We start from the raw sequence: 12,820 nt of genomic DNA, 5'->3' as shown, positions 1-12,820 counted from the left end.
ATTATTTGATATATATCGGTGGAATACAAGAAAGAAACCTAAGTCCGAAGTAAACTGTACCTATTTTGAAGCTGTAACTGTAAATTTTCGCACTGTAGCTACCCTTTTCAGAAACAGGTTCGTTGATGTAGTTTTGGTCATAAACCCCAATGAGTTTTTCGTTTTTACTAAGTAGCAAGATCACCTTTCTTTTGCTTACCTTAAGTATGTACCTTCCCCCACCCCTTGCTTCTTCCCCGGGAAAGGAGTAACCTCTCTCTGAGTAAAGATAGGCGCTTATATTTATTCCATCGGAGATAGGAACAGTTCCCTGTAAACTCAAAGGTGTTACATCTTGGCAAGAAGTGTTTTGAAGAATGTTCCTCCTATCTCCGAGTATAAAGGAGTAGGAGGGAAAATCGTAAGATAGAAAAGAAGCTATCACGGGAATATCGGAAAGGAAAGGCTCGCAAGGCTGTCCAAAATAGAGGGAATACATATCCATAGGTTCTTCAAATATGAACTTTTTTGGTAAAAACTCAAAAGCTAAGTAAGATATTCTCAAGATCATTGGAATATCACTATAACTTACACCTTTCACTTTTACGTTTAAGAATGTATTGTAAGCGCAAGGCGTGTCGGAAAAGGCAACATCTATGCTCTTTTCTTTCATAATCTTGATAATCTTTTTTGGATCTCCCAGTGGAGAATTAAAAACCGTTTTGACGCCTGCAACAAATACGCATCTGCGGTTTACCGGCATAGGACTTGGGTGAGGTATGGAGTAATCAACTTTGGTAAAAAACCTAAATGGTAAAGTGTGATATGCAAAAAATCCCAAAAGATACGTACTGAGGGCAAACCTAATAACCCATCGGTAAGTTCTCCTCCAAACCTCTATAATTTTTGAGCTTGTAAATGTAAAAAACGCTTACCTCTTTACCTCTCCAAAAGACCCTGTATATATCCTCCTTTATTATACCATCAAAAGCATCAAGAACCCTCTTTTGTATAGGTCCTACGCTTACAAATATGGCATCCTTTCCTATATAAGCTTTCATACCATCTTTCCAAAGATCGTACTGATTCATTCTCCTCCCTAAATTCACACAGTAAGTTTGGGGGGTTCCCTTCATGTAAAATGCAAGCTCCGCAGATACCTGATACTGAGGAGAAAATACAAGTTCATTACCTGTATAAAGTTCATCCACCCTTTTGGCAAGGGACCTCCAACCCACCAAAAACTTGGTAGGATCTTTTTCAGGAGGGAGAAATTTCCCAAATCCTAAAGCATCCAATAAAGGGGTGAAGTGTAAAAACAAAAAGATCAGAAAAGAAAAAAAGTAGGTAGGTAAAAGGAGTACACTACGAGATAAAAAGTAAGATATAAGAATAAAACCCGAAAAATAGGCGAAACCTGACCAGTTTGCTTCTACCCTTTTGTGAAAGGAAAGAAGGAGGAAAAATAGAAAAATAGGTAAGGAATAGAAGGTGAAAAATAGAAGATTTCGGTTTTTGAAACTCTTCACCCAAGCATACAAAAGCGTGATGAAGGGTAATACGGATAATAAGACAGCCTGACTTCCGACAAACTCAAGGACATAAAAAGGTTGAAAAAAGTTATCACTTTTGGACGCGAGGGTTGAAACATGCTTGAAAGAAACGAAGTTATGCATGTAGTTCCATACAAAAACGGGAAGAGAAAGCAAAAAAGCGGGGATCAGGCTAAAATAAGGATTAAGCCTTTTGAGGAGGTGTCTTTTTAAAAGAGCCATGTATGTTAGGGTAATGGGAAGTAGGAAAACAGCCGGATACTTACTCAAAAAAGCGAATCCTGAAAGCACTCCTGAGAGAAACCACAGCTTTGTGTCATTTTTCTCCATAGCCTCGTATAAGCACATAACGGATAAAGACCAAAAAAACACAAAAGGGGCGTCCGTGGTCATCAGGAGTGAATTTACCGCATACCCAACCGTTATTTGGGGAAGAGTCGATGATATAAACGCTATCTTATGTCCGAAGATCCTCCTAACAAAAACGTAAGTGATGATAGAAAGGAGAAAAGAAAGTACTACCGGGCTTACCCTCACCGCGAGCTCACTAACCCCTAAGATCTTTCCCGCCAGAAAATTTAAGTATGCCACCATAGGGGGTTTAGAGTAGTAACTGAGATCCAAATGCCGTGACCAGTCCCAGTATTGGGCTTCTTCTGGAGATAAATCCGTATGATAGTAAAGGATGTAAAGTATTCTAAAGATCAAAAGGGAAGTATTAAAAATAAGGACATACACCATCAGATTTTAAAAGAATGTTCCCTTCCTTCTATGAGTCTGATTATGTTGTCCCTGTGTTTGCAAAAGATAAGAAACACTATCACGAAGGACATAAACAGCACATTTAAGGGATAGCTAAAAATCAATAAAAGGAAAGGTGCCAAGGCACAAGAAATTAGAGAAGCTAAGGAAACGTATCCTTTTAATTTGAAGACCATACCCCACACACCCAGACAGATGAAGGCTACAAGCGGAGAAATACCCAAAAGGACACCGAAAGCGGTAGCTACACCCTTTCCACCTTTAAAAGAGTGAAAAATAGGTAAGACGTGTCCGAGTACACTTGCAACACCTACAACGCTGAGTGTCCAACTTTCAACACCGAAATATACCCTTGCCAGAAATATTGGAAATAGACCCTTAAACATATCAAGAATGAAGACCAAAACAGCGTACTTTGCACCTAAAGCTCTGCCTACATTAGTAGCTCCAACATTACCGCTACCTGTAGATCTCAGATCCACACCTTTTGCTTTGGCTATATGCTCACCGAAGAGAACAGAACCCAGAAGATACGCAAACAAAACGAGTAGGATACTATCCATAAGCTATAATTTTATCATGCAAGCATTGAGCGTAAAAGGTAAAAAGTTGAGACTTGTCATAGATCAAGAGGCGATAAAAAAGAGGGTAGAAGAGTTAGCACAAGAAATAGATAGAGATATGGGAGAACCTTTTATAGCTGTGGGTCTTTTGAAAGGATCTTTCATATTTCTCGCTGATCTGATCAGAAGCGTATCTCTACCTGTGAAGGTAGACTTTATGTGGGTCTCAAGTTACGGCTCAGGAACGGTGAGCGAAGGTCATGTAAGAGTCCTTAAAGACATAAGCATGAATATACAGGGAGAAAAAGTCCTTCTCGTTGATGACATTTTGGATACAGGATACACGCTCAAAGAGATAATACAAATATTGAAAATGAGAGAACCCAAAATACTAAAAACTTGTGTACTGCTTGATAAGTACGAAAGGAGGAAGGTGGAAGTTAAAGTTGATTATACAGGTTTTTACGTTCCGGATGCTTTCCTCGTTGGATATGGACTCGATTGGGATGAAGAAGGTAGAAACTTAAGGGGTATTTATGCGGTTGAAGGTTTATAATAAGTATCTATGAAGGTTGAAGACCTAAGAAACACAGCGTGGAGATTTAACGAAAGGCTACGTTTTATCGCGAAGAGGGGAGAAATACTTGAAGAGGAGTATGAACCAGTTGTCAGGGAGATAATAAAGAAGGTTAAACAAGAGGGTGACAGGGCTATAATGGAGTATACCGAAAAGTTTGATGGTATAAAGCTGACCAAAGACACTATGGAGATCCCGTATGAAGAGCTTGAAAATGCCTACAACGAAATAGAGGAGGATGTACGTTCAGCTCTTGAGATAGCCTGTGAAAGGATAAGGAGATTTCACGAACTCCAGAAGGAAAAGGGCTTCTTTTTGGAGGAAAGTGGAACCATTTTAGGTATGAAAATTACACCTATAGAAAGGGTGGGGGTGTATGTACCAGGTGGTAAAGCTTCCTATCCTTCTACTGTGCTTATGAACGTTGTACCTGCTATTGTGGCAGGTGTTGAAGAAGTGATCATGGTTTCTCCCAAGCCTAACAGGTATACTCTGGCATCTGCTTTCATAGCCGGTGTGAGTAGAGTTTACCAGATAGGAGGTGCTCAAGCTATAGCCGGTCTCGCCTACGGAACTGAGATGATACCGAAAGTTGATAAAATAGTTGGTCCTGGCAATATATACGTAGCTGTAGCAAAAAAACTCCTCTTTGGGGTGGTCGATATAGACATGATAGCTGGTCCTTCCGAGATACTGATAATATCTGACGGATCGTGTGATCCCGCTTGGATTGCAGCTGATCTTCTGTCTCAGGCTGAGCATGACGAACTTGCTGGTGCTTTTATGGTTACAACGGATGAAAGACACGCATTGAATGTAAAGGAAGAGTTGAAAAGACTTATGGAGAACTTTCCCAGAAAGGATATAGCCCAAAAATCTGTAGAACGGTTCGGTACCATATTTCTGGTGGATGATCTCTACAAAGCGTGTGAGGTAGCCAATTACATAGCACCTGAACACCTTGAAGTGCTAACACAAGACCCTTTTTCATTACTGCCTTACATAAAGCATGCTGGAGCTATCTTCTTGGGAAGACTGAGTACTGAAGCTCTTGGAGACTATATTTTAGGTCCAAATCACACTCTTCCTACAGGTGGTACCGCAAGATTCTTTTCTCCCTTAGGTGTTTATGATTTTATAAAGAGAAGTTCTGTAATGTATGTTTCTAAGGAAGGTTTTGACAGGCTCGCTGAGCTTACTGAAAGCATAGCAAAGGCTGAGGGACTATTTGCTCACTATACATCTGTAAAGATCAGGAGAGAGGTATGAAAAAGATCTTGTTGATCTGCATTTTTATGCTTGAGTATGCCTGTGCACCCCTGGTTTGTCCGGGTGAGAAAGACATAAAGAGCAGATACTCGGAGGATGTAGCGCCGAAAAGTTATAAAGCTCTCGTATCTCTGAAGTACGGCATTTTAAAGGTACCTATGTATGTTGAAAAAGATATGGGAAGATACACTCTGAGAAGTTCACAAACGGGGACACTCCTCTTAGAAGAGGGTAATCTTTGCATTAATGCTACGTGCCTTGATCTGCCTATAAATCCAGATGGATTAATTTTTGGGGCGCTACTTTTGGGTGATGAAAAACCTACATGCTCATTTGGCACGATCATCTTCGAAAGGGATGATCAGGTATACCTCAGGAAGTACATATTTAGCAACGGCGAGTTGAAGAAGGTAGAGCTAACCGACAAAAAGAGAGGCAAGTTTGTAGTGCTTGAGTATGGGCAGAGAACAAAAGAGGGCTATTACAAGAATGTGAAGGTGAGTATAGGAGATCTATCCTTCTTTTTTAACGTTGATGAACTTAAAAGATGAGGAGGTAAAGCATGAGCTTTGAATACTCTGAGAGGATAAAAAGCTTACCACCATACCTTTTTGCGCAAATAGATATGAAGAAGAGGGAAAAGCTCTCTCAAGGTGTGGACATAATAGATCTTGGTATAGGGGATCCGGACATACCAACTCCTGAACCTATAATAAAGGCCATGCAGAAAGCGGTTGAAAAACCCGAGCATCACCGGTATCCATCTTACGAAGGTATGCTCTCCTTCAGGGAAGCTGTTGCAGATTTTTACAGAAGGAGGTTTGGAGTTTCATTAGATCCTACAACTGAAGTTATTACACTCATAGGTTCAAAGGAAGGAATAGCTCACTTCCCTTTAGCTTTTGTAAACCCCGGAGATGTTGTGCTTTGCCCCGATCCTGCATATCCAGTATACAAGATAGGAACCATCTTTGCCGGTGGCATACCTTACATCATACCCCTAAAGGAAGAAAACGGATTCCTTCCTGATTTTAAGAGCATACCCAAAGATGTGTTAAAAAAGGCGAAAATCATTTGGGTAAATTATCCCAATAACCCTACCTCTGCAACGGCAAAAGAGGACTTTTACAGGGAGCTTGTAAACTGGGCAATGGAACACAACATTATAGTAGCTTCGGATCTTGCTTATTCGGAGATATATATGGGGAACGAAAAACCCATATCCATACTCCAGATAGATGAAGCTAAAGAAGTAGCCATAGAGTTTCATTCACTCTCAAAAACTTTCAATATGACAGGATGGCGCATAGGTATGGCTGTAGGAAATGCAGAACTTGTCGCTGGTCTTGGAAAGGTAAAAACTAACATAGATTCTGGACAGTTTCAAGCTATTCAGGAAGCTGGGATAACAGCTCTAAAAATGCCAGAAAGCGAAATCCAAAGGATCAGGGAGATCTATAAGCAAAGAAGGGAGGTTATGGTTAAGGCTCTTGAAGATATAGGGCTTGAAGTTTATAACTCTACAGCTACATTCTATTTGTGGGTTAAGGTACCCAAAGGATATACCTCCGCTCAGTTTGTCTCTTTGCTACTTGATGAGTGTGGTGTGGTTTGTACTCCGGGAAACGGCTTTGGACAGTACGGAGAAGGTTACTTTCGTATATCCCTCACTTTACCTACAGAAAGACTCATGGAAGCAACGGAAAGGATTCGTAAATTAAAAATATGATGAAGGAAGTGGATATTTCACAGCTTTGTACCTTTGTACCTTCTGTGGAATATACTGTAGGTATTAAGGAAGCTGTTAAGCTTTTTAACGAACACGAGCTACACGAATTTTTTGTAGTTGTCAGAGACGGGAAACCCGTTGGATGGGTAAAAAAGAGGGATGTGTTCCTCGCTGTATACGGACAAAGTCTTTCAATTGGTGACCTTACAAAACCACTTACCAGACTCAGAAATCTTAAAACCACTGCGGATAAAATCAACGGACTTTTTGATTTCTTTAATCTGAAAAAAGACCCGCTGATAGTTGTAAACAAAGATGGATCATATTTAGGCGTACTTTTTTATCACGTTCTTTTGCATTACGTTTGCATGCACAAAGATGCAGAGACATCCATTTTCCAGAAGTTGAGAAACTTCTTCGGACAGCCTTATTACCTTTACGCATTCTTTCTCAAAGGGAAGAAGACCTTCAGAGAAGAATACGGGACTGTTAAAGAGGAAGGTCTTTATAAGATACTATACGAGGATGTAAAAGACAGTATCTTGGGTGATGTATCCATCGTCAAGGATGAGGGGGAAGTTTACGCCCTCTCAAAAGAGAAACTCAGTAAAGGAAAAATAAAAGAAATAATAGAGGGTTTTCATAAAGAGTTTTCACTGCTCTATGCGGATGCAAAGCCCGTTCATGTTCAGGGCTACATGATACCCTTAGAGATCGTAAAAAGTTACGAGGAACTTTTCAAGATAACTTCAGACACTAAGGATAGGTTAAAAGGTGTGGATGTATCCTTTTTCATAATGTATGGGCTACAGCCTTCTGTCATTATATGTGAGTACGAAGCAAAGGAACTTATCGTAAAGATAAAGGAACAGATAACTGAGGACTTTAAAAAGGTTCTTGAGAGGATAAATAGGGAAGATAGGGAACTGTGGGAATATGTACTTTACGACTTTTTCAAAGAGTATCCATACTTTGAACTCTTCTATATAATGAACGAAAAAGGTATTCAGATATCCAACAATGTCATAAATCCCAAAATAAAGTATCACATAAAGGCAGGCAAAAAGGGAGCGGACAGATCCGAAAAGATGTACTTTAAGCAGGCTATGAAGGATGGCATATATATATCGGATATATACATATCCCAAGCAACGGATGATTTTTGCATAACATTGTCAGCAAAATTCCAATATAAAGACAGGACTTATGTGCTTGCCGGAGACATAAACTACAAAGAAATACACAATCTCGTAAAGAGTTATACCAAAGTAAGTGCGTCATGAAAAATCTCTTTGGACATAAGGCATGTTTCTCGAAGCCACATCCTTTTATCGCCAAAAGCATAAGCAGGGTCTTCAGCGGAGTTCTTGATGAAAAAACTTATAGGAAGTTTAAAATATAAGAATCTTAGATATACGCAGAACCATCCGCTTAGAATACCACGCGTTTCCCTGCTCGTTGAGTTTTTAAAAGCCATGGATCTTATAAAGGAAGATGAACTACTTGAAAGTCGGAATGCAACTGAAGAAGAGCTTTTATTTTATCATACACCAGACTACATTGAAGCGCTGAAAGAAGTTGATAGATGCATGTGTGTAAAAGATGGATATAGGGAAAAATACAACATAGGTACTTATGAAAATCCCATATCACCAGCTATGTGGAGAGGCTCTCTCTTGGCTACGGGTTCTTCCATACAGGCTGTTGAGATCTTTCTAAAAGGCGGTGTAGCATTCAATCCAGCCGGAGGTATGCATCACGCTTATCCAAACAGGGCAAACGGCTTTTGCTTTTTGAATGACCCTGCCATCAGCATAGAGTTTCTAAAAAGGCTTGGCATAAGAAAGATACTTTATATAGACCTTGATGCACACCATTGTGATGCTATTCAAGATCATTATTACGAAGATGACAGCGTATTTGTTCTCTCCTTGCACCAATCTCCTGAGTATGCCTTTCCTTTCAAAACCGGTTTCTTGGAGGAAACAGGTAATGGCAGAGGAGAGAGGTTTAATATGAACGTTCCACTTCCAAAAGGTATAAAAGACAGAGATTATCTTTACGCTCTTGAAAGGAGCTTGGAAATAGTGAAAGAAATATTTGAGCCAGACGCCTATATACTACAGCTTGGTACTGACACACTAAGAGAAGATTACCTTTCTAAGTTTGAACTTTCCAATGCGGGATTTTTAGAGGCTTTTAGAATAGTAAGGAATTTCTTCGGGGATGGTATCTATTTAGGAGGTGGAGGTTATCACCCTATAGCTCTTGTGAGGGCTTGGACTCTCATCTGGTGTGAAATTACAGATAGAGAAATCCCTATAAAGATAAACGCCAAATCTAAGGAGCTACTTTTGAGTGTGAATTTTGAAGAGTTTGATGATGAAACGGACAGAAGTTATATGTACGATTACCTTTTAGATGAGTTCAATGAAGAGCCTGTAAGGGAAGATGTCAAAAGGCTTCTGGAAAAGTTAAAGGCATACTTTTTGCTATAATTTTTAAGGTGAAACTGCTTGTGGTTGGAAACGGAGGAAGGGAACACGCTTTAGTTTGGAAGCTGAGTCAAAGTAAACTTGTAAAAGAGATATATGTGGCTAAGGGAAATGCAGGCGCATGGGAGATAGCAAAAAAAGTTGACATAGAACCTACCAACGTAAAAGATCTCGCGGAGTTTGTTTCAAAGGAGGGAATAGATTTCACCATAGTAGGACCTGAGGCACCTTTGGTGGAAGGCATAGTTGATGAGTTTGAAATGAGAGGTCTAAAGATATTTGGACCAAATAAAACAGCATCACAGCTTGAAGGAAGTAAAGCTTTTGCCAAAAGCTTTATGCAAAAGTACAATATACCTACAGCGGTTTATGATGTTTTTGAGGACCCAGCAAAAGCAAAAAGATTTATAAAGGATTTTGGTACACCTCTTGTAATAAAGGCGGACGGTCTTGCTGGAGGGAAGGGTGCTATGGTTTGCTATGATGAAAAGACAGCAATGGAGGCTATAGATAAATTGATGGTGAGAGGAGAACTTGGAATTTCAGGTAAAAGGGTAGTTATAGAGCAGTTCCTTGAGGGACAGGAAGTGTCTTACATAGTACTTTTAGATGGAGAGAGATACCTACCGCTCCCCTCTTCTCAGGACCACAAAAGACTTCTTGATGGTGACGCAGGACCTAATACTGGAGGTATGGGAGCTTATTCACCCACACCCTTTGTTAACGAAGAGATAGAAAGAGTCATACAAAAGCAAGTAATAGAAAGGTTGATAAGGGGGCTAAAAGAAGAAGGCATCTACTACAGAGGTTTTTTGTATGCGGGGCTTATGCTAACCGAAGATGGACCGAAAGTTCTTGAATTTAATGTGAGGCTCGGAGATCCCGAAGCTCAACCTATTCTTATGAGAATAAAAGGAGATTTTGCGAAAAACCTTTTGGACTTTTATGAAGGTAAATATACAGAAATAGAAATAGATAACAGGTGCGCTCTCTGTGTAGTATTGGCAAGCAGAGGCTATCCGGAGAAACCTCAAGTAGGGGACGTTGTATACGGACTTGACAATATAAAGGATGACGATATAGTGGTGTTCCATGCGGGAACCGATATACAGAATGGTAAGGTTGTGGTACGGGGCGGAAGGGTTCTCAACGTATGTGCTTGGGGTTATAATCTTCGAGAAGCAAGGGAAAAGGTATACGGAGCTATAGAAAGGATAAGATTTGAAGGTATGCAATATAGAAAGGACATAGGTCTCAAAGCTATTGATCTTGTTTGAGTATTCTCCTCTCGTATATTACCGCCAGGGAAAAGAGTGTAGTAAAAACGATAGGACCTAAGAAAAGCCCGAGAAATCCAAAAGTAAGTAATCCACCCACCGTTGAAAAGAAAAGCGCTATATAAGGCATTCTTATGCCCTTCTTCATGATCAATGGTCTTACTACATTGTCAACTGTTGATATAATCAGGAACCCCCACAATAGCATAAATATGCCGTAAAATACACTTTTACTAAAAAAGCTGTATATGGCTATGGGGAACCATACAAAGCCCGTCCCGAAAGGTGGAATAAAAGACGCTATAAAAGTGAGCAAAGCCCATACAAGAGCATAATTTATCCCTATTATAGTGTAAGCTGTGAAACTTAGGATAGCTTGAAATATAGCGACACCTATGCTTCCATAAACTACAGCAAGCACAGTTTTGTAAACTGTCAAAAGAACCTCATAGAGATCCTCCCTGTGCATAGGGAGAAATCTTTCAAAAAACTCCAAAAATCTTTTACCATCCCTGAGGATAAAAAATAAACTGATTATAAATACGAAGGACTTAAAGACCACAGAGCCTGTAGCAAAAATCATTGATGTGAAGATCTCTCCAGCTTTTTGCGTTAATTTACCCAGATAAGATGTAAGGGTATTTCTGAACTCTTCAGATTGTATATATTCGTAAAGCTTTTGTAGCATCTGTTCAGTGAGAAGTCTATCCGCAAAGGGTAGTTTATAAAGACTGTGCAGAGCATCTATGAGTGTGTGGTTTTGAAGATATTCAATTAGCGTTCTCATTATCTCCATACTTTGCTTAACAGCTACCAAACCTATGAGAAAGAAAGGTATAACTATAAAAATAAGTGCCAAAGAGGTTATAATCAGAGCCGATAATGTGTCACCACGTAGACATTTAGAAAACTTCAAATGTATGGGATAGATTACTAAGGCAAAGATTATAGCCCATAGTATGGGTTTCAAAAAAGGCGTGAGAATCACAAAAACGAGAAGGGTAAAGAACGCTGTTACACCAAGCAGGAAGTAAGAAAAGATCTTTTCCCTTGTCATCTTTTTTAGTATTTTATTACACTATTCTTCATGGGTAGGTTATTACTTTTTATGATCAGCTTTTTTGCATTTTCGTGTGCGCAAAAGACGATAGTTGTAAAAGAGGAATACGATAGGAGACCACCGGGACTCGTTATAGCTTCGGAAAATGCTTTGGAAAACGGTAAGAAACAGCTCGCTAAATGGCACTGCAAACAGGCTATACATGAGTTTAACAAAGCGGTTGAGAAAGACCCTAAGAACTTTGAAGCTCTCTACTGGCTCGGTGTGGCAGAAGGTATGTGCGGATACTACTCTCAAGCTTACAACAGATTGATCTATGTGGTAAGGTATGCCCCTGACGATGTTTGGAAAGCCAGAGTATACGCTACCATAGGTGTTACGCTTCTTTACATGGAAAAGCCAGAGGATGCTACCTTATACTTTGAGAGAGCAAAGAGCATAGATCCGGGAAACGAACTTGTTGCTACTTACTACGAAGGTGAGCGCATAAAGGGGAAAAAGCATGGGATTAAAAAGAAACTTAAACATGGAGAGGGATACGAGATAACCCTCCGCTGGTTACACTAAGGAGTAAATAGGTGCGGTGCGAAGGCTTTTAGCTTTAAATAAAGTTCCTTTAGCTCTTTCTTTGGATCCGAATCCCAGACTATCCCACAACCTGAGTAATAGGTAAGTATGTTTTCTCTGCCGACAGCTGTTCTTATAAGTACGGACAGAGTAAAATCATCTTCGGCTCTGAGAAAACCGGCACATCCACAATAAAAACTCCTCTCGTGAGGTTCAAGCATATCTATTATCTCAACAGCCTTCCTTTTTGGCGCTCCGGTTACAGATGCAGGTGGAAAAGTTGCAAAAAGTGTATCTACGAGTGAAGCTGAAGTTTCACATTCAACTGTTGAATACATATGATAAAGAGTTCTGTACTTTCTAATTGCAAAAAGTTCCCTCACTTCAATATTTTTACCTACAGCACCCAGATCGTTTCTTACTACATCCGTGATCATGAGGTTTTCGGATCTATCCTTTTCGCTTCTTTCAAGTGCTTTCTTTGAGGAAGACGTACCCTTTATGGGTTCACTTTTCAGTTTTCTGCCTTCCCTTTTTAAGAAAAGCTCCATAGAACCGGAGATGATATAAAACTCTGTAGCATCAAAGAAAAAGGCGTAATCTACCGGCTGTCTTCTGTAAAAGTTAAAAAAGAGGTCAAGTGTGTCTCCTTCGAACTCAAAGTGAAAGGCATTTGTGAGATTCAGCTGATATATTTCTCCCTTTTCAATAAAGCGCTTTACTCTCAAAACCCCGTTAATAAAGTCCTTATCGGAGAGTGAACTCCCCAAGAATTTGAGAGATATTCTTTTACTTTCAGGCTTCACAGGTTTGAAGTCATCTATTTTTATGACTACAACGGACGGTAGCAAAGAACTCTTTATGGGAAGCTTCAATGTTTGACTTGCTACATGATAAGACACTAAAAGGAAATAGGGAAAGTCCCTCAAGGAAAGTCCCTTTATATCCTCCATAAAACTCACACTTTTTATGCGTGCTTCATAGATACC

The 12,820-nt window shown here is 39.8% G+C and carries 13 protein-coding genes; 8 read left to right on the top strand and 5 right to left on the bottom strand.

All coding sequences use genetic code 11. The annotated features are described in order from the left end of the window. Position 1 precedes the first annotated feature (1 nt). The 3 genes from ABWK04_01645 to plsY are packed head-to-tail and all read right to left on the bottom strand — an operon-like array spanning position 2 to position 2,857. Positions 2-820: a hypothetical protein gene (locus ABWK04_01645; protein MEZ0360590.1), complete on the bottom strand. Its 819-nt coding sequence runs from the start codon at positions 818-820 to the stop codon at positions 2-4. Positions 821-842: 22 nt separating this feature from the next. Beyond that, a complete protein-coding gene (locus tag ABWK04_01640) occupies positions 843-2,273 on the bottom strand; it encodes a glycosyltransferase family 39 protein (protein MEZ0360589.1) in 1,431 nt (476 codons plus the stop codon). Continuing rightward, the gene (gene plsY, locus ABWK04_01635) at positions 2,273-2,857 is read right to left on the bottom strand and encodes a glycerol-3-phosphate 1-O-acyltransferase PlsY (protein ID MEZ0360588.1); all 585 of its coding nucleotides are present in this window, start codon (positions 2,855-2,857) and stop codon (positions 2,273-2,275) included. The genes ABWK04_01640 and plsY overlap by 1 nt, the downstream gene beginning before the upstream one ends. Before the next feature lie 16 nt (positions 2,858-2,873). Between plsY and hpt the strand changes: the two genes are divergently transcribed. The 7 genes from hpt to purD all read left to right on the top strand — a co-directional run bounded on the left by hpt (position 2,874) and on the right by purD (position 10,204). Then, complete coding sequence (gene hpt / locus ABWK04_01630) at positions 2,874-3,413, top strand: hypoxanthine phosphoribosyltransferase (protein ID MEZ0360587.1); 540 nt, start codon at positions 2,874-2,876, stop codon at positions 3,411-3,413. 9 nt (positions 3,414-3,422) lie between these two features. After that, entirely contained in the window at positions 3,423-4,703 is a 1,281-nt protein-coding gene (gene hisD / locus ABWK04_01625; GenBank protein MEZ0360586.1) for a histidinol dehydrogenase, read from the top strand. Next, a complete protein-coding gene (locus ABWK04_01620) occupies positions 4,700-5,254 on the top strand; it encodes a hypothetical protein (GenBank protein ID MEZ0360585.1) in 555 nt (184 codons plus the stop codon). The genes hisD and ABWK04_01620 overlap by 4 nt, the downstream gene beginning before the upstream one ends. Positions 5,255-5,265: 11 nt before the next feature. Then, positions 5,266-6,432, top strand: a complete 1,167-nt coding sequence (locus ABWK04_01615; GenBank protein MEZ0360584.1) for an LL-diaminopimelate aminotransferase — start codon at positions 5,266-5,268, stop codon at positions 6,430-6,432. Continuing rightward, positions 6,429-7,715 carry a CBS domain-containing protein gene (locus ABWK04_01610; GenBank protein MEZ0360583.1) on the top strand — a complete coding sequence of 429 codons (1,287 nt, stop codon included), beginning with the start codon at positions 6,429-6,431 and terminating at the stop codon, positions 7,713-7,715. The genes ABWK04_01615 and ABWK04_01610 overlap by 4 nt, the downstream gene beginning before the upstream one ends. An 87-nt stretch (positions 7,716-7,802) precedes the next feature. Continuing rightward, positions 7,803-8,930: an acetoin utilization protein AcuC gene (locus ABWK04_01605; GenBank protein ID MEZ0360582.1), complete on the top strand. Its 1,128-nt coding sequence runs from the start codon at positions 7,803-7,805 to the stop codon at positions 8,928-8,930. Between the two features lie 8 nt (positions 8,931-8,938). After that, positions 8,939-10,204, top strand: a complete 1,266-nt coding sequence (gene purD, locus ABWK04_01600; protein MEZ0360581.1) for a phosphoribosylamine--glycine ligase — start codon at positions 8,939-8,941, stop codon at positions 10,202-10,204. Here purD and ABWK04_01595 read toward each other — a convergent pair. Further along, the gene (locus ABWK04_01595) at positions 10,188-11,261 is read right to left on the bottom strand and encodes an AI-2E family transporter (GenBank protein ID MEZ0360580.1); all 1,074 of its coding nucleotides are present in this window, start codon (positions 11,259-11,261) and stop codon (positions 10,188-10,190) included. The two genes, purD and ABWK04_01595, sit on opposite strands and share 17 nt — an antisense overlap. 30 nt (positions 11,262-11,291) lie before the next feature. On the opposite strand from ABWK04_01595, the gene ABWK04_01590 reads away from it, so the two are divergent. Further along, positions 11,292-11,831: a tetratricopeptide repeat protein gene (locus ABWK04_01590; protein MEZ0360579.1), complete on the top strand. Its 540-nt coding sequence runs from the start codon at positions 11,292-11,294 to the stop codon at positions 11,829-11,831. Here the strand turns inward: ABWK04_01590 and ABWK04_01585 are convergent. Further along, positions 11,828-12,820 (bottom strand): chorismate-binding protein (locus ABWK04_01585; GenBank protein ID MEZ0360578.1); only part of this gene is annotated, 993 nt, incomplete at its 5' end. The two genes, ABWK04_01590 and ABWK04_01585, sit on opposite strands and share 4 nt — an antisense overlap.

Source organism: Hydrogenobacter sp. (assembly GCA_041287335.1).
In the GTDB taxonomy this organism is placed as follows: domain Bacteria; phylum Aquificota; class Aquificia; order Aquificales; family Aquificaceae; genus Hydrogenobacter.
Note: the sequence above shows the minus strand (reverse complement) of the source record. Positions and strands in the feature narration are given on the sequence as shown.